The following is a 22,085-nucleotide window of genomic DNA, read 5'->3' as shown; positions in this document are numbered from 1 at the left end:
GCAGGTATCAAGTCATGGCTACTTCAAATTAAGATTCCAACAATTTATCTAAAATCATCCGAATATACACCTCCTGCTGATCCTTCTGAAAAAACACATGCTGCTCATTAAAATCGCTCAACTCCAGGTATCCTTTCCACTTGATGTCGGCAAATTTCGTGACGGAAACCAGGAAGGAATGCAGGGATACACTACGATCGGCCAGCTTTGGCTCAATCTCTGCTTTTAGTTTTTCATGCAAGCGTACTTTCTCATGGTCCAGGCTGCCGATGTTGAAGAACCCTTTGGGGTCGATGAAACAGATGTGTTGCTGATCCCGGACAAAAAGCCAAAGGATAAAGTCGGGGCTAAACCCGCCGCTAGAGTCAAAAAACGTGACCCCGGATTTGCTTTTGTTGCGCAGCAAGTACAACTCTTTGTCGGCGAAATAAGCTGAATTGGCAGTATAAAAATGTTTCAGGTCATCGACAAAACGTTTCTCCCCTTCATTCAAAGCGACGGGTTGAATCTGGATGATGTCGCGGTAGGCTTTAGCGTCCAGGTAGAGTAGGGGCTGATAGAGGTGTTTTTCGAAGTATAGTGCTTCGAAGTTTGTGCCCAATTTGAAATGCTGGGCATAGCTCTTGTCCGTGAGCGCTTGCTGTAGTTTTTTGATGTTGGTGATTAAATCCAGCTGCTCGTGTTGCACCCTCAGCTCGTAGCTGTCGAAAAAATTATCGTGGTCTGGCTTAAGAGCCGCCGTTTCCATTTTGTCTTTCAAATAGTCGCTCCGTTCAAAGAGGTAAGACTTTTCGCAGTAGCCCTGAAGCAAGCGGATCGCGATCTCTTGCCAAACCGATACTTTTTTGAAGTCTCTCAGCTCCAGTTCGTCCTCTGAAATCAGCAGCCGGTACCAGGTGTCCATATTCCGTTTGCCCTGGTCTGCGGCCTCCTGCATTGCGGCCTCCAGGGCAGTTTTGGAAATTTTGAAGTTGTGCCAACCGCGTTCACTTTTGAATTGCTGAAGGTCCAACCAAATTTCATCCCAATCCAGAAAGGCCAAATGCTCTGCGCGGAGTACACGTGGAGTAGTATGATCAAGGTCAAAAGTTGGCTTTTTACGTTCGCCAATGCGCTCTACCCGAGGATACCAGTCGAGGGTAACTTTGTAGGGAAAATTTGGGCTGTTTGCTAAAGTGACGGTTTTTTCCTTTTTGAAATTTACCCCTTCACGCACTTTCAGGTATTTCAGCTGGCGTTCTCCACTCCAGTCGAAGGAAGGTAAAACGGGTAAACTGAAGGTTTCCCATTGCTCATTGCCGTCATTCAAGGGAACCCCTTCGTTTTCCAGGTATTCTTTGAATTGACGCATGTAATCCGCCTCAATCCCAAAAACATTGAGCGTTTCGAGCAGGTGGAGCTGTGGCACTCTTTTTAAGAGCTCCCGCGGCACTCCATCTTCTTTTTTCAAGGCAGTGCTGCGCTTCAAGGTCATTTGATAGCCCTTCAAACGCACCCCACGGCCAAACAACTGGATGATCTCGGAACCCTCGCTCCGGCCTATTTTCAAAAGCCCCATGGTAGAAACACGCCAGCTTGACCAGCCTTCACTAAATTTCTTAGAGCCGATCAGGACATTGACTTTTGAGGATTCGTTGTTGATTTTTTGGAACAAAGAGTCTCCAAATTCCCGTACACCCGTTTGTAAGCCGTTGGCTTCACAAAGTTTGAGCAACTCGGCATCATCCCCAACGTTGATGACGCCAAAGTAGTCGTTGCTGCCAATCCGGAGGCCAATTTCGCCGTCCTGACCTTTGAGGTTGTCCAGGATGAGGGTTGCCGAGGCCGGAGTGTGGAATACCCTCCGCAGCAAATCGTCAAAAAGCTTGGGGATATCCTCGTCCAGGCTTTTTAGAAATTGCAGCTTATTGTTCAGGATGGAAGCTCCGGCTTTGTCCACCAGGGCATCATTGCTATTCAGCACCCGTTGGATGAAAGCGGTGGTTTCACCCCGTTCGTTTTTTACAAATCGATTCAAAAACTGCAGGACATAAACGACATCTGATACTTTTTGCTTGTTTTCCGTACGTACCGCGTTGACCGTTCCGCCAACGAATACCGCCAGAGGGCGTTCAATGTTGAATACTCGCACATCTTTTTGGTAGTCTTCAAAGTAGCGGCACTGCTCATAAAACTGCAACATGCAGGCAGTGAGGTACAATTGGCGGTGTTCGTCCCGATCATCGTTCAAGTTGAGGATTTGATAGTCTTTGCCATAGCCATCCTCATAAAAATACTTGTAGCTGTAATCAAACAAGACGCTCTTTCCGTATTCGTTCAGCAGCCGTTTTTGCGCTTCGCCAGTTTGGGCATTTACCGCCTGGCCAAAGGTTGCTGAGTATTCAAATGAAAATCCATTCTGCGAAAGGGAACTGCGGTATTTGAGCCAGGTATCCCCACTGCTGCCACGGTGGCCCTCATCAACCAGTACCAGATTATTGCCCTCGAAAGCATCAATGGCAATGGTCTTCTCCCCTGACTTTTCACCCAATTTATGGATGTCGATGATTTCAATGAGTTTGAACCGAAACGCGTTGCTGGAAGTTGTTTTTGAAAACATTTCTGCGTCCATACCCGAGGCCCTGAACTCTGCCAAATGTTGGCGTGATAAGCCCTCGTTGGGGGTGAGCACAATGATTCGGTTGAGGTCTTTTTCCTTGCCGCTGAGTTTTAGGTAGTGCTGATATTGGAGGATGTTGACGTGCATGAGCAATGTCTTGCCAGAACCTGTGGCATTCCAGAAGGCCAGCTTGTTGAGGTCGTTCTTTTCTGCATCAAAACGAAAATCGTCCAGTTCGAAATCCGTTTTGGATGCTGCGCCTTTTTTGGTTTTGCGTTTGGTGTGGGCCACCAGCGCCGCTCCAAATAAGTCTGTTTCAAGCTGCTTGTCTTCGATGGCATCAAAAAACCTGGACTTACTGGCATTCAAGTCGGTCAAAAGGCCCGGTGCATCCCGGAAATACCGATCGAGGTAAATTTCGGTAAAGAGCAGCGACAAGTATTGAAAATACTTCCATTGGATGGGTTCGCTGCGCAGGGTGCTGATGGTTTGGGTATGGCGGTAGATGTTCTCATCGTAGGTGCGCAACTGGTCCACGGTAATTTGGTCACTGGCATACAAGCGACCTACTAACTGCTCGTAAATGAGTGAGCGATTTTGCCCGTTGTAGCCCTCCAGGCGGCTGTCTTTTAAATCACTAGCAAAAGCTTTGAAGTCTTTAACTTCGCCTCCAAAAAGAGACAGAATAAAGCGATGAAGCCAGAGTATGTCCTTTAGTTTTGCCATGGGTATCAGGGATTGGAACTGGGTGCGAGGTTTTCAAGGGTGGTGCAAAAGGCGTCAAAATGGGGGCAAGCAGCCCGGATATTGGATAGGCCTATTTCCTGGGCAATGATTATACCTTCTATTATTTTGTCATAGGCTGGAACGATGGCCAATATCCGTTTTGATGGTGCGGTATGGGGGCTATCATTGATGTGTTCGGGGGAGTCAAAAGCATCCCGGATTGTTTTGAATGTATCTGTTGAAATGGTATGGTTTAGAGATAACCATTCTTCCATTTTTTCAGGATCTGAAAAAAGTAAAGCTTCAAACTCGTGCAGTTGGACGTTGGGAATAAATTTCCGATTGTGCAAGTTGTCTGAGCCCAAAATGTCAGCTTTCACTTCGGCTTCGATGGTGTTAACCTTATTTTGTGCGTCCAGGTTTTGACTACTTGCGTATCCTGGGTATTTGCTGTTCATACCGTACAAATCAACCAAAGTAGTGACGTAAGCACCCTGGTCATTGTTGAGCCACTGGATGATTTGGTGCTTTAATCGCCCATAGGAAAATCCCCCATCCAGGCTTCGAGCCGTAAGGATGATTCCCTGATCAATAAAGTGAGGGTATAAAACCTTGTTGACAAATTGTTCTTCAGTAGGGCCTTCACAAAGGACATTGACTCGTATCATGGGCGACCTCCTATTACGTTTTTCTGCCACAGTTCACCCAGAGAATATTCTTCCAACCAGGAATGCAGACTTTCTTCGTTGACGCGCTGAAAAGTAGATGCCCCTTCCCGGTGCTCCACTACAATGATGTCTTCTGGAGCAAACTCTGAAACCAGATTGGGGGATTGGGTGGACACAATCAACTGAGTGGCGTGTGAAGCCTTTCTCAATAAGCCGGCCAGAATTTGAATGGCCATGGGGTGTAAGCCCAACTCTGGCTCATCCAATAAGATTAAATTGGGTAAATTGGGTTGGAGCAAAAGGGTAGCCAGACAGATGAAGCGCAAGGAACCATCTGACAAATCATCGGCATTAAAAACCTGATCAGAATGCTTGTCTGTCCATTCCAGCAGGATATTAAAGGGGCTGTTGTAGACCGGCTCCAACTTGAAGTCACGAAAAAAAGGAATGACCAGCTGAATCGTCTTGACAATGCGTTCGTAATGTTTGGGGTGCGTGTTTTGCATGTGCAGCAGGAATGCCGCTAAATTGGATGCGTCTTCTCGTAAATAAGCCACATCACCAAGTTTACCCATTTTTTTCACCCCAGCTGAATCGCTCGTGTCGTGAAAATGGTATACGCGCCATTCTTTAAGTGCTTTGTAAACATATTTGCCAACGCCATGAGATTTCTGCCGGCTATATGCTCCTAAATCAGATTCAGTTAGGGTATTGTTGATGTTCTCAGAGTAGCGTTTTGGAGGAATGGTATCAAAAACGCAGTACTCATAAGCAAATAACAAACGGTCACCCTGTCCTGGCACTAATTTGAGTTCATAATAGTTAGGAGCAATGTCTATATTGACGATTAATTCCTTCGTCACCTTTGAGCCATAGTACAGTATCTTTTCAGCTCCGCCTTTACGTGCCACAAAAAGCTGCATCCGTTCCTCAACCAATTCACGAATGAACTGGAATAGCCCAATGAAGTTGGATTTACCTGCACCATTGGCCCCGATCAGCACATTCAAATTGCGGATTTCAAGGTCTAGTTCCTGAATGGATTTAAACCCGTAAACCTGAATTCTATTTAAGCGATGTGTTTTTTCCATGTTGGTGTCAGCTTGGTATGAACGCTGGATGTAAGGCAAATTAACAGCTTTTTGGCATTTTTGATTCAAATTTATCCAGCATTCACAAATTCTTGTACCGTTCTGAGCGCATGTTAAATGCCTCGGTGCCGCCTTCCATGATTTCGCAGATGGCGCTTTTGATATCAGGTTCTTCAATACAACCCGTAGTGAGTGGTTTGATGTATTTGGACTCTGCATCCATCACAATGATGTGTTCACTGTCTCCATTGACAGGGATATTGGCATTGTGGGTGACTACGATGATTTGGCGGGTTTCTTTCGAAATCCTCAATTGGTCAACCACTAGGTCGTAAATCAGGCGGTTGTCCAGGTCATCTTCGGGTTGATCCAGCAAGAGCGGTTTTTTACCATGGGATAAAATCAGTGTAAGGATGGCTGCCGTTTTTTGGCCTGCCGAAGCGGCTGAAATGGGCTTCCAATATCCAGCCCCATTCTGATATTCGATGATAATCTCATCCTCTGGAAAAAGCAGATCAAATTCATCCAGGTTTTCACCGGAGAGTTCTCGAATTTTTTTGGAAAAACGTTTGTCCCAATCGCCTTTATTCCCACCATCAAGGATGTCGGCAATGTGTTTATTGAAGTCTTCGTTGTTTTTAACACCATCCCCTTCTGTCCAAAAATTCACCAGGTCATCAATTTCCGCCACATAGGCAGAGTCAGCACCTGAAATTCGCCGGACTTGTTTTTCAAGGTCATTAAAATCGCGGAATTTACCCACTTTAGCCCTTACGTTACGTCCACTTAAAAGACCCTTTAAAAAAGCGTCTCTGCGTGTTGTCAACTTTTGGCGCAGTCCTATATATTCACTTTTCAACCTGGTTTTTTCTACCAGTTCAAGCTCAATCTGTTTTTCTAATTCACGTAGGTCCTCTAGTTCTTTTTGTTTGTTTTTCAAGTCATCTAAAAATGTATCGATCTTGGAAACGTCCTCAAAACCGGCCTCGTGTAGTTTGTCTTTTCTCTCCTGGAATTCCTGTTTGACCTGAGCTTTTTCAACAGACCATGCGGAACGATCCACCTCATCATTGAATCTGGTGATTGCCTGCTGGTATTCATCCCTAAGGCTGGTTATCCTGGCTTTAAGCTCCGCTACACTTGAATTAAAAGTAGTAGTGAGCGGTTCAAAAACTCCTCGCCACCTTGAATCTTCGTTCATCAACAAGGCAAGAGAGGGCGCATTTAGATTGGTTAACAAATCATTGAAATACTGCTCACCTATATTCATCTGTTCAAGATACCGCACGATGGCAGTACTCTCTGCATCGAAATCCTGGATTTTTTGGATGTATTCTTCCAAATCGCTTTCCTTGTAGCGCTCAATCTTGATGATCAGCTCTGCAATGTTCGCTTCCAAAGGCCCTTTTCCTTTTATTTTATGTTCAAGCGCTCGGATCAGGCCGCATTTCTGTTTATATGCGTCTTTTTTTTCTAAGAGTTGCTGTTTAATGCTTTGCAATTGGTCATCTGAAACGTCAATCTTCTCTCGAAGGGTGCCAAGATTTGTGGCCAATTCATAGATCTGCTTTTGTGAAAAAATTTCAAAATCTAAAAGTGGTAAATAACTGTGATGGTCAGGAATAGGTTCAAAGTGGTCTTGAGCATTCAGGCGAGTAAGCTCGATAGTTGGCGCATTATTTATATGGGTGTATTTTAAACGATACGTTTCACCTTCTCGCTCCAGCTCCATTTCAAAAGAACAGGCATTTTGAAGTATTCCGTACTTTTTACGGGCATCGGGCACCCGAAAGAATCGTTTGAATTCTTCAAGGACTATTTCCAGGCTTTCTAATTCCCGTTCTTTTCCAAAAATTCCCCTTAAAACCTGGATTACGGTTGATTTACCACTTCCTCTACCTCCAATGATAGTCGTCATTTGAGGGCTAAATTGTACTTCAAGGGCTTCTTCAGGATTTGAAATTTGTGTATTGGCGATCCGCACGGAGTGAATCAACACCTCAGGACGATGGTAGGGTTTTTGTCCATTGGGGCACTCAAAATCATTGCGGATCCTGAACTTGTGCAGCAACAATGCCTGGCGCAATCCTTCCAGGCCAGGGTTCTGATCCATTTTGATCCAGCTGTAGCGGGTACCAATCCCCCAGATTCCGTGTTGAGAATCTTTTTCCTCGTGAGGATTGTCAGAAAAGGTCAAGATGGCCTTATTTTTTTCCTGGGATTGTAAAACCGCCTGCCGCCAGTTCTTCATCCGCTCTTCATTTACCTTCCACTTTTTCTCGGCTATTTGTTGTTCACCCAGCCTGTAGTAGCGGTTGAGGTGTTCAAGGTTGGTATTTTTGGCAGGGTTATAATCTTTGTCAGGTTTGGTCATTAGTTCATGGACCACCTGTACACCCAATAAATCTTTATTGTCGAGGAAAGCCAACCTTGGGGCATTGGCTATTTCAGAAATGCCATTGAACTCATCAATGTGCGCGGGGATGCAGATGGCTTTTTTATCCAGGGCAAGCTTAAAAATATCTTCAGCGCTTTTGGGGGAATGAGCGTCTTGCTCTCCAAACTTTGCTCGTTCAATTCCAGTCAACAAGATAAAATCCTCTATTTCGGTTGTACCCTTGTCGGTGTCGAATAAAATCAGCAAATGCACTTTTGCATCACTACAGGTCAGTTCTACTCCGGGGTAAACCACCAGCCCTTTTCCCTGGGCAGCTTCCTTGATTTTGTCGATCCAGGCCCCGGTGTTGTGGTCGGTAACAGCAACGCAGTTTAGCCCTTTGTCCAAGGCTGCTTGTACCCATTGCTCGGGGGTTACGGTCTGGTCTTTAAAACATTTGCTGGCAGGGGTATGCAAATGGAGGTCACATTTGTACCATTTAGTTCCTACTGTCATGGGATGATAATTTTCAGTTTTGGGTTAATCTGTAAACATTCGTCTTCTGAATTCTCCTTCAATCAACATTACCTTGGGGGCGTGGCTGGCATCGAGTACATTTTGCAGGGTGTGGTCCCCATTCACGTAAATTTTGTCGAACTCCCGGTCTCTGGGGCTAAACTTCTGCTTTTCGAAAAAGGCATTCAGGTCTTCCGCCGATTTCTCGGCACAGTTGCGCCATACGATGAGGATGCTGGCTTCGCGGCCGGTGGCATCTGGCAGCAGCTTGCCAATGACTACCCGGAAGCCATCGGCTTCGTAAGTGCTGTCTACCACCAAACCGAGCAGGTAGTTGAAGGTTTCTACGACGTCTACCACTACTTCCCGCTCCTCGTTTTGGCGCAGCAGGCGCAGGCGTTTGTCAAAGGGGTTGCTGAAGGCAGCGGTACCCGCGAGGGAGGCTTTGCTCTCGGCTGCAAAGAGGTATTGCAAGAGGTAAGTCTCCCGGAAATCGGGGGAGCGATCCAGCGCTAGTGTTTGAGCCGCGTTGCGCTCCATGCTGAGGTTGTTCAGGGTATCTTCGTAACTCTCCAGGCGGAGGTACTTCAGGCAGTGGCTAACGCCGGTATCGCGGCTTTGCGGACTGCCGTTTTTCCAGTCCTTACTGTATATTACTTTTTTGATGCGGGGTAGGAGTACGGTGTCGAAATATTCGCCTTGCTCTACAAGGATGTATTTGCGCTTGCCATTGTCCTCGCGATTGAGGTTGATAGTGGCGTGGCCCGTAGTGCCGGAGCCGGCGAAGTAGTCGAGAACGTTACCAGTAGATTCTGGAAATATCACCTTTATCGAGTCTTGGACTAAAAAGAGTGATTTCGGAAAACTGAAAGCACTTATACTACCAAAAATATTTTTCAATAAGTTAGTCCCATATTCTGTAGCTGAATACAACTTGTTATCCCACCAAGTTAAAGGTAAAATTCCCTCATTACGCATTCGCGCTTTGAAATAGACTCCCATTTTTCCAGTTTGGTCAAGTCTAGATTCAAAATCAATTAATTTTTTCTCAACTGATTCTTTTCCCCACTTCCAACGTTTTTCTTCACCTTTAGAATCAATAGGGAAAACAATTAGCTCTCCTTCCTTAGGTTTTTCTAATATTTCCCACTCACTATTTTTTTCAGACCAGCTTATTTTAGGAACACGGACAGAATTTCCGATGCAATAAAAAGGAAAAAACATCCGTGGCCTTGCATCACGATTTGCCTCAGTTCCGCCATGTTTTCTAAAGTTGACCCATTCAAAATATCCTTCCTCATCTTCTTCATCGTATCGTGCTAATTGATTTTCGTTCCTTTCTAACCTACCAACTATAGCACGATTTGACTTTGATACAAAAATACCGTAATCATGTGCAATTGAAAAACCTTTCTGAGTTGACCTTCCAGAGGGATTACTTCTAACTGGGACCACTCCCAATAAATTTTCGGAAGAAAAAATATCATCAATTAAGAACCTTAACCTGTTAAATTCAAAATCATCGATTGCAACGCACAAAGAAGCAGTGTCTTTCATCAGATGATAAGTTACATCCAATCGATTTTTCATTAAAGTAGCCCAAGAAGAATTTTTATACTCATTTTTATAGATAATTTCACTTGCTGCAGTATTATATGGAGGATCAATATATACTCCATCTACTCCATCTTTATACCTTTCCTGCAAAAAAGCCAGCGCCTGAAAATTATCACTATGGATCAGCAGCCCATCCGTCTGCTCATCGAGGTGCGGCAAACTGGCGATCAAGCGCAACTTAAAGTCAGCACTAAAATGGGCAGTATCGAGCACTAGCTGGAGATTCTCGCTCAAAAACTTTACCGACAGTGGCCGCGAAAAAGGAGTTTTTTGAAAGAAACCATCCGCCGCGTCGTGCCCAATCTGGTCGATTTTGAAGAGGGCCACCCACTCGTCAAGCTGGCGTTCGTTGGCGGCTATTTCGGGATAAAAGCTGGGGTCGATCCGATCCAGGGTGAGGCAATACTGGGTTTCGGTGACGAATTTCTTTTTGAGCCAAAGGCTGCGCTGGAAGTCTTCCAGGGAGGCCAGGAAAGTGATGATTTTGCGGGCAATCTTTTTCAGGGCCACAATTTTGGCGAATTGGCTGGCCATGTGTTCCCGGGCATCCACCTGGGTATCGATTTCATCGATGTCGAGCAGTTCGTTTTTGATGAAAAAATCGAGCTCGCGGTTCAAAAATCCACCCAGGTCTTTGTGGATGAAATAATCAAAAGAGTGCCGGGCCGTGTAGTGATTGAGGTGTTTTTCGAGCAGGGTTTTGTAGCTGCTTTTGCCCGGTAGCGGGGCCAGCGCTTCCACAAAGCTGCCCGGAATGAGGTTGATCAAGCGCTCGTGGGCTTCCTTGTTGAGGGCTTCCCGCTTCACCGACTTCTCTACCGGCAAATAGTTGAAGAAAATGCGCAGCGTGTTGCCTTCTACTTCCACGGGGTCTTCGTCCACGAGGCGAAAACGGCGCTCGGTATTACCGGTGCTTTTGTTGTTGAGTTGCTCAGTACTCGCTTCACGCAGGGTGAACTCTACTGCTTTGTCGCCAGTGAGGGTAAAGCGGTATTTTTTAAAGTATTCCGAAGACTTGATGTAGTATTGATCCGCGTTGGCCCAGTGCAACTTCACCTCCTCGCCCTCGTAAGGGATGGCGTATACGTCCTTTTTGTAGCGGCGCAAGGATACAAAATCGCCACCTTCGTAGTAGCGGCTGAAAAAATTGTAGAGCTGGGAGAAAACTTCGTTTTCCAGGGCTTCGGCTTCGCCCACTTGCGCCAATTCTGCACGCAGGTCTTTTACTTTTTGAGTGGATTCAGGGTCTACCCCGAGTTCTTGCGCCTGCTTGATGGCGGCATCCAGTTTGCGTTGAATGGCTTGCCGATCTACCTGCCCCGAAAGGTCTAACTCTGCGCGTACCTGGGTAAGCAGGTCTCGCTCGATGAATTGCTTGATTTCGTCCCGACGGAAGTTCATGATTCGGTAAATGCCAAAATCGAGGTCTTCCTGATCGAGCATGAAGAGTTCATGGAGTTTGCGCAGTAACTTATCGTAGTTTGGGTTCATTGGTAAATCAGTTTTTCGATCTCAGGGTTACAAAGGTACTATTGTCCTTTTTTCGGGATACTAATTTTTTGGATTTCAATTGCTGTACCATCAAAGTCAAATCTAAAAGTGTCAGTAGTATGCTCCAAATCCCTCACTTTCCCATAATGGAACTGGCGATGATGAGTAGCACAAACCGTCAGGATATTGGTAATACTCAATGTCCCTTTTTCCTGTCGTGCCATAGGAACAACGTGGTGAGCTTCGATGTAATATCCCCCTCCTTCCTTTTTAAAACCCTTGGCATCCTCTACCTCGAAGGCTTTACAAATTTGGCACGTGTAGTTGGTTAGTTTTTTGACTTTGGTAGCAATGCTTCCCCGCTCAATATAGCCGGAAACTCGAAGTTTTTTGTTGGGGGTTAAGTTTAGCATTTGCGCTTCCAATTTAGCAATGCCAGCCAGAGAATCCGCTTTTTCAAGAATCACGTCCTCCTCCTCATATTCTTCTTCCAAAGGGGTGACATTCAATTGCAATTTTTGCATCAACCTGATCAATCCCTGATGATTCGGATTCAACTTAAGCGCATAGCCCAAGAGGTTTTCTACATTGTCAGAATGTAGATAATTCCAGCCTTGCTGGCTTATTTGCTTACCCTCAGGTAAAAAGCCTTCTTTTTGTACAGATAAGTTGGTAATGGGTAAATAAGTATCTAGCAGTATGATGTCTTCTACTTTTGACCTAAAACTTCCGGAATGGTATTTCTTGTAATAGGGGTGGAGACTCGGATTTCGTTTAAACCAAAACTTTAACTGAGGGAAGCCATATATCCCTACTACGTAGCGGGTACCACCATTCGCGTGGTCAGTGCTGATTAGAAACAGTATTTGGATAGGAGCCAATGGAAGGCGGTTCTTTAAAATAGGAGAATAGCCGATGAACCAACCTTCTTTTTCTGCAGGAAGAATGTCTGTTGCAAAATTCAAACACTCGAAGGCTTCAGCATGGTCTTTGACATAGTCATATTTTGAATACGCCAGATCCTCTTCAGTTGGTTCCGCTTTCCAATGATTGCTATTCCAGGTAAGAGATGCCATTACACCAAATTTTTCCTGATACTTCATACCGAGATATTTTGAAGCTTCAAAGTCCACTGAATCAAAAACAAGGGTTTTGACTCGGTTCTGATCTGGCTTTGTGATTTCAGTTTTTCAATCATGGTATCCCGTTGCTTGTTGATTTCGTCTTCTACCTCAAAAATCTGGCGGCGGAGGTTGGTCTGGCGCTTGGAGGCCTCTTGCATGTCCTTTTGAATCTGCAAGGTTTCTTGCGGGGAAACCGATTTCTGTAGTGCCCGCTTCAGTTCCGTAATGCGTTTTTTGGTCTCTTTGATCTCAAATTCTGCGGCAAAAATCTTGTCTTCGGCCCATTGCTCAAGTTTTTGAGCTTCCTCGTTGAGCAATCTGGCGTTGCGTTCCATGCTCAGGCGCAGGGCTTCGCTGGTTTCCCTTTCAATCATTTGGCGCAAGGCAATGTGTACATCGGTACCTGGTAACCGATTGGATGCAGCCACGGTGCCGGGCAAGGAGAAAAATCGTTTGCATTGATTTTCGTCCAGCAGGGTACCATCGATCGTCATGCCCGAAAACAACAAATAATCCTCTGCTTCCAGCGATTCAATGCGGAGAAATTGGGCCTGGAGCCACCCTGAGGTATCGATCAAGGGGGTCAGCAGGGCGTGATTGCTGGATACGGTTGTGGCATCAAAATTTATGATGGCAAAGGGTACCTCGATTTGTTTGTAGTGATCGAAAAGGGCTTGCGCCAAAGGATGCCTGAAACGGTACAAATGGGCATCAGGCGGCAGTTGATCGGCGGGCAGATGATGCGGCAGAAAACAATATTTTCCCAAGGGCACGTTTCCGGCAAGCTCTACCGGAGGTTTTTCCCGCAGGGAGAAGGCATACTCTTCGCTAAAATCAGCATAGGGTGCCAGCGCAAAGGCATTGAATTTCCAGAACTTCTCCTCAAAATCCGAAAGGCGTTTCATGCTTTCGGTTTTGATTTTGCGCAAAACATCTTCATCAAAATTGGCCAGGAGTTGTTGATGGGTTTGTGCCAATTGTTCAGCGATGCTAGATTCCAATTCCGCCTGGAGCTGGTTGAAAGCGGCCTGGATTTCCGCTTCAGTAGAGCAACTCTGGTAAATCTGGACGATGCGCTTTTCAAAATCCACACCACTTTCAATGATCCCCAAGACATCGTCACTGGCTCCAAAAACGCCATTAAAAATCTTCAACTTTTCGTCCAGCAACTTATACACACGCACATCGGCGGCATTGCGTTCGTTGAGGAAGTTGATGACGACCACATTGAAACGCTGTCCGTAGCGGTGGCAGCGCCCAATGCGTTGCTCGATGCGCTGGGGGTTCCAGGGCAGATCGTAATTGACCACCATGGAGCAGAATTGCAGGTTGATGCCCTCGGCAGCGGCTTCGGTAGCAATCAGAATCTGGGCTTCTTCGCGGAAGTATTCCGTCAAAGCCGCGCGGATATCAGCGGAGCGGCTGCCCGTAATGAAATCACTGCCTTTGTGTTTTTCCAGCCAATGGTGGTAGATGCGGGTGGATTCCGAGTCGCTGTTGGACCCATTAAACAGGACAATTTTGCCTTGTAGACCACTCTGCTCCAGGATTTCTTTGATGTACAGCTGCGTTCTGGTACTTTCGGTGAAGATTACCGCTTTTTCGGCGGCGCCCAGCTCCCGCATTTTTTCAAAACCTTTGTTGAGGGCAATGACCAGGTTGTCCCCTTTGGAGTTGCGTTGGATGCTTTGGGCCAGTTCATAAAACCCTTTGATTTCTTCCAGCTCTAGGCGGATTTCTTCCAATTCAGGTTGGGTAAACACCCTTTCAGCCGTTTCTTCTTTCTCATCGGGATCATCGTCCCATTCATCCCTGGTGTCCTGAAAGGCTTCATAATCCAGTTCCCAGGTGTAGGCCCCCATTCCAGCTTCCAAGTCCCGGTGTTTCTCCAAAATGTCTTCCAGTTTTGTCGCAAGCCCTTTGAGGGTTTCAGCGATAGCAAAAGTAGAAGAGGCCAACAATTTGCGCAAAATCAAAGTCATCAGCGAGCGCTGGCTAGCGGGCAGTGCATAAAGCGTTGGTTTGCGCAGGTACTCCGATACCTTCATGTACAGCTCATGCTCGTCATCGGCGGACTCAAAACCATGCGTCATACAAATTCGGTCAGTATACCGCACGTATTCCCTTACCTGTGAGCGCAGGGTCCGTTTGCAGACGGGGGCAATGCGTTGTTTTAGCTCCACAAACTGAGCATCAGAAGTAATCCGGGTGAACTGTTGTTTAAAACTGCGCAAGTCCCCAAAAATGTAGTCATCAACCAGGCTGATCAAACCATACAGTTCCAGCAAACTATTTTGGAGGGGTGTTGCCGTGAGTAAAATTTTAGGTTTATTGATCAGAGCATCTTTAATCGCATTGCCAATTTTGTTGTCCTTGCGGTAAACGTTGCGCAAGCGGTGGGCTTCGTCAATGATAATCAGATCCCAGTCTACCCGACTAACCAGGCCAGCCTTTGAGCGGACAAACTGAAAAGAACAGATCAACACTTTGTCATTTTGCCTAAAAGGGTTGTCCATGCGGTGGGTAGCCTCGTCGAACGATTTTTTTTCCAGGATGAGGGAGGGAAGAAAAAACTTATCGGAGAGCTCCTGGCTCCATTGTTTGCGAAGGTTCGCGGGGGAAATGATCAAGATATTCCGTTTGCGTTCGGCCCAACGCTGGGAGATCACAATACCTGCTTCGATGGTTTTTCCCAAACCTACCTCATCGGCCAAAATAACACCCTGGGATAAAGGTGAACGCAGGGCAAATAAAGCAGCGTCGACCTGGTGAGGGTTTAAATCGACCTGTGCGTCGGAGAGGGAGGCAGTGATTTTATCCAAATTATCGGCATCGTCAAAACCTTCCGAGGTCACCTTGGAGGCAAAACGTTGGGTAAGCTCAAAAGCGAAATATTTAGCATGATAAGGTGTCCAGGCCATACAAACAAAACTATTTAATTTGGCGGATATTTATTTATGAAGAATCGTCAAATCGTTTCCAGCCCTAATATACATCATCTGAGTATCTTACTGTTCTTTGCCAATTCCAACCTTCTACCACGGTTCCAAGGAGGTCTGATTCAAGCTGATCTTCACCTGAATACCCCCATTTTTTGCCATCTGAAGCAAGGTGCCATTTGATTTGATGAAGTACCCGTTCAATGACTCCATCGTGTACCACCACAACTTTGTCTACTTTTAGCCTGCGCTTATTGTTTAAGGGCCAATACCCCCTTTGGCGACCATCTAATTCTTCCGGCTTGATCACTCCTCGAATTTTGAGAAAGAGGGTGTTGGTCATTGTTTTGGTCAGGTCTTCAAACTTCTTTCTTTTAGGCGCTTTCCATGCCTCCCAGGTCCCAGCTGCTTGAGCCGCGGCCATTTTATCCAGTAATTTTTGCTTGATCGCCTCTATTTTTTCTAAAATCACGTCTCCTTGAAGCGTATTGTCGGCGTCGATGGAGATTCGTTCAAAACTTGCCTTGATGTTGCCTTCAATATCGGCCTGTCTTTTTGCGTCTTTTTCAGCATTGTGGTGCCATTCATCAATCTCGATGGCAACCTTAATTTGAGGGTAATATAAGTCAATCAGGGCGTATTTTCCTTCCCCGTCGGTTCTTTTGACGAAATGCTGGGTTAAGGGTTGTAATTCTATCAATCTTGGGTCCTGGAAAAACGAGTTGATGATGAAATTCTCATGTTTTTTGTACAAGCTGCGGTGTAATTGGGCGATGTAATGATCGAATTTCCAATTGGGGATAACAGTGCTCATGGCTGGATCGGTTTTTGTTCACAGTTCTTTTACGGAAAAAAGGGGGAAAGGTTGCGTTTATGAGATTGTTTTCTCCCAGCATACCCCAGTATATAAGTTCAAACAGTAAGCTTTTTTACCTCTGAGCAGTATTCTTCAATGGTTTGAAGATGTCGCTTAACTAAATGGATGTCTTCAGCGTATTTTTTCAAATCTTCACTGAGTAATGTTAAAACTTCAATGATGTTTTGTAATATGAGCTCACCTCGTTGAAGGTCCAATTTTTGTTTATAGAATATAAGGGGTTCATTGTGTGCGGCTCGATTGCGAAAATGCCTAATGTTATTCAGAATCAGTGAAATTGTTTCTCTATTTTTTTCTTTTTTTTCAGCCAAGTTGTTGAAATTAAAAATTTCAATAACTTTTCCTTTGAAGATAGTCCCGTAAACATCAGGGTTGAATATTGCACACCAAAAAGCAAAAGTGAGTTTTGAAATGATGATGTTTTTGTCATTGATTTTTCGAGCAATTTTCTTTTCAAGATCAGGTCTTTTCTCTTTGTCAAGTTTGGACTCAATGATTTTATCCTGCTCTTCGTGTGACAGATGTTTGAAGTTTTTGTCTTGTTGCAACTCTTCTTTCAAAAGAATCTTTTCTTGATCCCTCACATCCTTTTTAATTGCTTTTTTAACCTTATTAATATCCGGAGTAAAGGGATCATAAATATAAGTTTCTGTTTCCTTTATATCTGCAAGAATTTTTAAAAACTGTTCGATCCAATCTCCTTTTCCTTGATCAGGGAAAATATTGTTCATTTGATGGCCAATTGCATTGCGGAGTGTCACCTCTAGCATTGACATCAATGGAAAAAATGCGCCCACTAAACGCAGGTTCAGCCTGTAAAGCTCTAACGCATCCTCAAGGTTGTTTTTTGTATACTCTAGGTAGCTGGCCAGTCTGGGATCAGACAGGTATTTTTTTACATCTTGGCTCATAGATTATCAGGCGTTGAAATTTTGTATCTTTGAATTGCGAACTATGGTTCCTCCTCTTACCGAAAGGTAATGAAACCATGTGAGAGAGTAATTTTTTAAGTCAATTTCTTCGGAAAAAGACTTGTGAAACTGGAGAGTCGTTTCTTTTGAGGCGGCTCTTCTTTTTACACCAAATAAATAGCTCAGCAAACCCCTATTTGCCTTTCATAATCCACGCATAAATTTACAATATGCTTGCAAAAGACGTAAATAAAGTCATAAAGGCGCTTAACGTATTGATTCATCGTGGTATCCAGGACTCAGTTACTTTAGTAGTCGACAAATGTACGCAATTAAATACCTCCCCAGAAGAGCCAGACTTCATTGCCAGCCTAGTTCTAAACTTTACTCCGAGGCTACTTCAAACTCTAAGAGACCTATTTCCAGACACAAAATTTTCCGTTACCGGAATTTTCTGTCATCAAAAGCCTATTGTCAACATTGACGAAAGTAAGAACCCTGAGCTGGGGGATTTACTTTTTGTGTACATTCATACTGATGCACGAGGCGTAATGCGGTATAATTCCTTGTTGTTTCAGGCGAAGAAATCAAGAAATGTCAATACACGCGTTTCAGCCTCAGATCAGCATCAATTGAAACTGTATGCGGAATGGCCGGAGTTTACCTACTTGCGAGCGGGCAGATTAAATGGCCAAAAAAGAAACGTTCTGCCTAAAACGATACACGACGGAGCTCAATACCTGCTCATTGATGACGACCCTGAAACTGGGCTTGCTGGCTATGAGGATACCTTTCCGATGGGCTGTGCTACTCCGGCAGAGCTATTGTGTTTGAATGCAGACCTGGCTACTGAACTGGTCGATTTCTTGAAATTTAAGGCTGGCCGAGCCTTTGAGGCTTTGCCCAATCAAACAGAGGACGATTGGACAAAAATGATTTGGGAGATGCTGGAAATTTTAAAAGACAAGGCTTCTCGTCGCAAGAATATAGGGATTTCAAATTTCCCCAGGATCACTACGCAAGAGGCGGATGGGTTGTGTTTTACAAAGTCTGATCGGAACCTGGCTTCCTTTTTTCAAGAATTGCAAAAGGACTTGTGGATTAATGGAGATGGTGGTAATCATGAGCGCTATTTTGAACGTGAAGAACAAAATGATGGGGCACCTTCTTTGATTTTAATTGAGAGTAATGAACGGAGGGAAGGGTAGGGGTATTCCGGCTAAAAATAGAAATTAGAATGGGCCAAAACCTTTCTCCCAAAGATTTTGACCCACTCTAAAAAATATCATACACAGCAAAGTGTATATAGCCGATTATTTTTCCTTGAAAATATCAACCAAGTCTCTGTTTTCTCGAACAAATTGCGAAGCACTGATCAATACTTTTTTCAGTGAACCTTCTTTACCGGGAAAACCATCATTTCCAGGTTGGCCTAAATCTCCTCCCCCTGCACTGCCTCTTGAGACTCTAATGACTGGGGATTTCACAATAACGGCCCCCTTACCACCAGATCCACCATCACCTCCGTCCCCAGCTAATCCGCCTAAGCCGCGTAAACCGGGTAGGGCAATAATGTTTTTTTGAAGGAACTCTTGCAGTTTTGCAATTTGAGCTTTAGTGGCTTTATCTATGTGCACCAGTCTCGCAATAATGTGGCCACCATTGCCACCGTTACCACCATTACCACCACTACCGCCAATACCGCCAGGGGTTCCTTTTTCCTTGTATTTCCCCTTTCCTCCATTACCACCTCTACCGCCTTTGCCACCTTCGCCACCATTACCACCATTTGAATAGATGGCAACAAATGCATTGGGATTAAGGTCATGTATATTGACTGTAATGTCCATGGCGTCTTCCCCATCTTGGCCATTACCGCCTTGTCCACCAGGCAATCCGGGAGAAGGATCACGATGTTCAGTTCGAGGAGGAAATACGTGAGCTTTCCAAGATTCATCACTTCCATTTGCTCCTTGTCCACCTTGCCCACCATGGTGCCCATCTTCTCCATTACCAATAATGCTCAAGATTCCATTCATCTGGGATCCATCTGTAACCAGCATTTCGAACATTTTTTGAGGGTTGTTGCGCTGGCTTCCCTTTTTGTACTCAATACGGGTACCATCTCCAGTAATGAGCTTTTTTGTAACCAATCGAGTGGTTCCAGTTAATAAAACAACAGAACCGGGGCCTAGAATTACTTGATCGTAGGAATAACTTCCAGGATTAATTTGTCGAACTTCTCCTGCTTGTAGAACTAAGTTACCCTGTGACCATAAATAAACACTAGACATAAAAAGAAATGTCCAACAAAAAAAACGCTTAATCATAATAAACTTAATTAGTGAATAAAGTCCAACTCTTTGAGATGGTTTTGGGAGAAAGTCCATTCAAATGTTGGATTGATGCAAAAAGTAGATTTTCTCTCATGTGTTTTATTTTCCGGCAAAAGTACTTTCACTCAACGCAATCTATTTGCGTTGAAAATCTTTAATTTAAAATAGTTAAAAATTTAGCTACTTCATTTTGTCTTACCTAAAAGCAATAAATCTGTTTATCCAAAAATGCCATAAATATTGGCAATATGCAGTGAGGTTTTCCATTGCCTTTCGTCCCAATTTTTCCACATTTTCTATCTTTAAATCAATTGATTACATGGCAAATTCTGGGTAACATGGCGTAGAGACGCACGGCCATGCGTCTCTACAATCCGGAATCACCTACCATTTTTGCGTCACCCGGTTTTGCCATGCGCTCAAATCAATTTTTGCTCTTCAAAAAAGCGAACCACTTTTATAGCGTATTCATTGCCTTTTTGGGCAGCCCGTTGGAACCAGAAGAAAGACTTTTTAATATCTCTTAATCCTTCCTCCTCATATAAAAGTTTGCCTAATGCTATTTGAGCATGCTCATTTTCTGCTTCTGCCGCGATAGTGTAATGCCGCTTGGCTTGTTGGGCATCAAGGCTAAGTCCCCCTACACCATTTTGAAAAAAGTAAGCAAGCATAAAATGCCCTTCACTCAGGCCCTTATTGGCAGCTTTCTCGTACCAAAGACGAGCTTTACCGAGGTTTTTAGTTACCCCTTTGCCCTCAAAGTACGCATGAGCAATGCGGGTAAATGCAGGAGCGTGGCCTAGATTGGCGGCAGTGAGATAGTATTCAAACGCCATTTGCGGATTAGGCTTTCCGTTGATGCCCTGATCATGGTACAGGTCTCCTACCAGCAAATTGGCGCTAGCAGATCTCTGCTTAGCTGCCGCAATAGCCAATTCGACCATTTTATCGCGGTACTTTTTTGCTTTAGCATGTCGATCCAACTTGGTGTAAAGCTCGTTAAGTTGGGCATAATTGACATAATTGTCTGGCTCCATCGCAGTGGCGGCCAGGTAATAGTTGATACATTCCTGATAGGTTTGTCTGCTCAACTCTGCCCATTCCTCCTGGTACCGATTTGCGAACTGAATCTTCGCATTGATCCCCATTGCTGAATAATAAAAGAGATTTTCCCGAATCTCGTTCAATCTATCTTTTTGGGTAAAATTATCGGTATCAAAATCATCCAAGGCATTTTTTAAGACTTTGCGGTATTTGGTGATTTTGCCAATTTGTTGCGACTGAATAGCCAAGTCTAATTTCAAGTTCAACAATTGAATTCTTTCCTCCTTACTGAGCAGCCAACTGGGTAGCCAACTCAGGTTGTTCAAAGCTACAGCATGTCCCTTGGCTAAATCACTCTCTGCATTCATATCGTTATAATCGTTGTGAAAAATTGGAATTTCCAGAGGCGCAAGGTACTCCTGAAACAATGGCTCGAAGCCAACAACGGCAATTTTATGGTCACTCAAATGCTTGAGCAAGGCGTAGGTTTCTGCAATTTTCCTGGCCTTTCTCAACTCCGGGAAATGCGCTTCATACCAACTGAATTGGCGCTCAAAATTGTGAATCGCAGCTACCATGTGTGGGTAAAAATCAGCTGGAGCATCCTGAGAAAAAACTTTCTGACCATTGATATCATAACTGAACGTTTGGTAATTGACGGTCATTCCAAGGTTAGAAGCTTTCAGGGTATTGTTGGAATGATCTACCACAAAAGCAACCTGGTTGAATTCCAAAAACAGTCGAGCCTCAATGCCCAGAAAGCTCCGGTTGGCCATTCGTTTTACTGCTTTCCAATTAGACCACCATTGCCGAATTTCTTTCAATTCAAGCAACATAGGGTTTTGATAACCAGGTGCTGTCAATTCAGGCGGTAAAGCATTGCCCCTTAGTGAATATCCATAGCAGACGGCACCAAGAGTTCGGTCCGCATCGGCGAGTGCAGCTGCCAGGGTTGAGTTTTGGGATACCCCAACGAATTCATCTTGTGACACCGCAGCCAACCGCTTATCTTTGCTCAGAAGGGTTAACCCAGCGAGATGAGCCAATTCATCCTCGGATAACCCTGAATCGTACTTGTATTGACCATTGAGCAGGAAGCAACCTGTTTCTGGAACATACTGCACGTACTGTACGGGTTGCCGCAATTTTGCAGTAGACTTGATCAAAATGCCGCCAGGAAATCTGCCGTAGGTTTTTTCGATTGCCCTGATGTGATCTTGGTTCTTGCTTGATTCAAGGCGGAAAACAGGTGGAATTTCTGACGCCGATGGTTTGTTCTGGAAGATTTGATAACTCCGTCTCAAGTGGTGGATATCTTCATTCGAGACGTAAAATTGGATTGCGCCTGTGGTTCCACCATTCGGTTTAAAGGAAAGTTTACCTGCTTTGTTGTACTGCCAGTCACCGTCAGCCACTTGGCCTACGAAAATAGTCGTTCCCTTGGGAATAACAATTCTTTCGTAGAATAATGCAGTATTCCCTGGGGGTAGTTTAAATTTCTCCCTCACCTGGGCAGCTGAGTAGATTCTGTTACTTGGGCTAAACCAATTGCCTAATGGTATCAACTCGCCATTTCTTCCGATGTCGGATGCTGTGTACCGCAACACCACTCTATCGTAAGGGAGAACCAATTTTTTGGTCTGTTGTTTGTAGAATGCGTCAAGGTGGTCTTTTGGTAAATTAGGCTGACCAAATGCCAAGGCAAAGCAATAGAAGCTTAGTGCACAGAGTACTAAAAGATGTTTTTTCATGTTGATCATTTGAAATAG

12 protein-coding genes are annotated in these 22,085 nt (G+C 44.7%); 1 reads left to right on the top strand and 11 read right to left on the bottom strand.

The features are described from left to right. Positions 1–28: 28 nt before the first annotated feature. The 9 genes from SFV55_RS01500 to SFV55_RS01460 all read right to left on the bottom strand — a co-directional run bounded on the left by SFV55_RS01500 (position 29) and on the right by SFV55_RS01460 (position 16,936). Positions 29–3,325: a DEAD/DEAH box helicase family protein gene (locus SFV55_RS01500; RefSeq protein WP_320027677.1), complete on the bottom strand. Its 3,297-nt coding sequence runs from the start codon at positions 3,323–3,325 to the stop codon at positions 29–31. A 5-nt stretch (positions 3,326–3,330) separates the two neighbouring features. Beyond that, a complete protein-coding gene (locus tag SFV55_RS01495; protein ID WP_320027676.1) occupies positions 3,331–3,993 on the bottom strand; it encodes a DUF4276 family protein in 663 nt (220 codons plus the stop codon). Next, positions 3,990–5,084, bottom strand: coding sequence for an AAA family ATPase (locus SFV55_RS01490; protein ID WP_320027675.1), 1,095 nt, complete (start codon positions 5,082–5,084; stop codon positions 3,990–3,992). The genes SFV55_RS01495 and SFV55_RS01490 overlap by 4 nt, the downstream gene beginning before the upstream one ends. A gap of 82 nt (positions 5,085–5,166) precedes the next feature. Beyond that, entirely contained in the window at positions 5,167–7,977 is a 2,811-nt protein-coding gene (locus SFV55_RS01485; RefSeq protein WP_320027674.1) for a TrlF family AAA-like ATPase, read from the bottom strand. A gap of 24 nt (positions 7,978–8,001) precedes the next feature. Further along, complete coding sequence (locus tag SFV55_RS01480; RefSeq protein WP_320027673.1) at positions 8,002–11,085, bottom strand: site-specific DNA-methyltransferase; 3,084 nt, start codon at positions 11,083–11,085, stop codon at positions 8,002–8,004. 38 nt (positions 11,086–11,123) lie between these two features. Further along, on the bottom strand, positions 11,124–12,188 hold the full coding sequence (locus SFV55_RS01475; protein ID WP_320027672.1) for an HNH endonuclease signature motif containing protein: 1,065 nt from the start codon (positions 12,186–12,188) through the stop codon (positions 11,124–11,126). Further along, positions 12,185–15,130, bottom strand: coding sequence for an SNF2-related protein (locus SFV55_RS01470; protein ID WP_320027671.1), 2,946 nt, complete (start codon positions 15,128–15,130; stop codon positions 12,185–12,187). Before SFV55_RS01470 ends, SFV55_RS01475 begins: the two co-directional genes overlap by 4 nt. A gap of 64 nt (positions 15,131–15,194) precedes the next feature. Continuing rightward, positions 15,195–15,962: an AbaSI family restriction endonuclease gene (locus tag SFV55_RS01465; RefSeq protein ID WP_320027670.1), complete on the bottom strand. Its 768-nt coding sequence runs from the start codon at positions 15,960–15,962 to the stop codon at positions 15,195–15,197. Between the two features lie 98 nt (positions 15,963–16,060). Continuing rightward, positions 16,061–16,936 (bottom strand): Abi family protein, encoded by an 876-nt coding sequence (locus SFV55_RS01460; RefSeq protein ID WP_320027669.1) that lies wholly within the window; start codon positions 16,934–16,936, stop codon positions 16,061–16,063. Positions 16,937–17,166: 230 nt separating this feature from the next. Between SFV55_RS01460 and SFV55_RS01455 the strand changes: the two genes are divergently transcribed. Then, entirely contained in the window at positions 17,167–18,144 is a 978-nt protein-coding gene (locus SFV55_RS01455) for a hypothetical protein (protein ID WP_320027668.1), read from the top strand. A gap of 105 nt (positions 18,145–18,249) precedes the next feature. Here SFV55_RS01455 and SFV55_RS01450 read toward each other — a convergent pair whose 3' ends face one another. Together SFV55_RS01450 and SFV55_RS01445 are read right to left on the bottom strand one after the other, a co-directional pair. After that, entirely contained in the window at positions 18,250–19,326 is a 1,077-nt protein-coding gene (locus SFV55_RS01450) for a hypothetical protein (protein WP_320027667.1), read from the bottom strand. Between the two features lie 365 nt (positions 19,327–19,691). Continuing rightward, complete coding sequence (locus tag SFV55_RS01445) at positions 19,692–22,067, bottom strand: tetratricopeptide repeat protein (RefSeq protein WP_320027666.1); 2,376 nt, start codon at positions 22,065–22,067, stop codon at positions 19,692–19,694. Positions 22,068–22,085 lie beyond the last annotated feature (18 nt).

The organism is Haliscomenobacter sp. (assembly GCF_033763495.1).
In the GTDB taxonomy this organism is placed as follows: domain Bacteria; phylum Bacteroidota; class Bacteroidia; order Chitinophagales; family Saprospiraceae; genus Haliscomenobacter.
Note: the sequence above shows the minus strand (reverse complement) of the source record. Positions and strands in the feature narration are given on the sequence as shown.

Coding starts and splice junctions, on each gene's coding strand:
- SFV55_RS01500 (WP_320027677.1), bottom strand. CDS start 3,325: ATGGCAAAACTAAAGGACATACTCTGGCTTCATCGCTTTATTCTGTCT.
- SFV55_RS01495 (WP_320027676.1), bottom strand. CDS start 3,993: ATGATACGAGTCAATGTCCTTTGTGAAGGCCCTACTGAAGAACAATTT.
- SFV55_RS01490 (WP_320027675.1), bottom strand. CDS start 5,084: ATGGAAAAAACACATCGCTTAAATAGAATTCAGGTTTACGGGTTTAAA.
- SFV55_RS01485 (WP_320027674.1), bottom strand. CDS start 7,977: ATGACAGTAGGAACTAAATGGTACAAATGTGACCTCCATTTGCATACC.
- SFV55_RS01480 (WP_320027673.1), bottom strand. CDS start 11,085: ATGAACCCAAACTACGATAAGTTACTGCGCAAACTCCATGAACTCTTC.
- SFV55_RS01475 (WP_320027672.1), bottom strand. CDS start 12,188: ATGAAGTATCAGGAAAAATTTGGTGTAATGGCATCTCTTACCTGGAAT.
- SFV55_RS01470 (WP_320027671.1), bottom strand. CDS start 15,130: ATGGCCTGGACACCTTATCATGCTAAATATTTCGCTTTTGAGCTTACC.
- SFV55_RS01465 (WP_320027670.1), bottom strand. CDS start 15,962: ATGAGCACTGTTATCCCCAATTGGAAATTCGATCATTACATCGCCCAA.
- SFV55_RS01460 (WP_320027669.1), bottom strand. CDS start 16,936: ATGAGCCAAGATGTAAAAAAATACCTGTCTGATCCCAGACTGGCCAGC.
- SFV55_RS01455 (WP_320027668.1), top strand. CDS start 17,167: ATGCTTGCAAAAGACGTAAATAAAGTCATAAAGGCGCTTAACGTATTG.
- SFV55_RS01450 (WP_320027667.1), bottom strand. CDS start 19,326: ATGGACTTTCTCCCAAAACCATCTCAAAGAGTTGGACTTTATTCACTA.
- SFV55_RS01445 (WP_320027666.1), bottom strand. CDS start 22,067: ATGAAAAAACATCTTTTAGTACTCTGTGCACTAAGCTTCTATTGCTTT.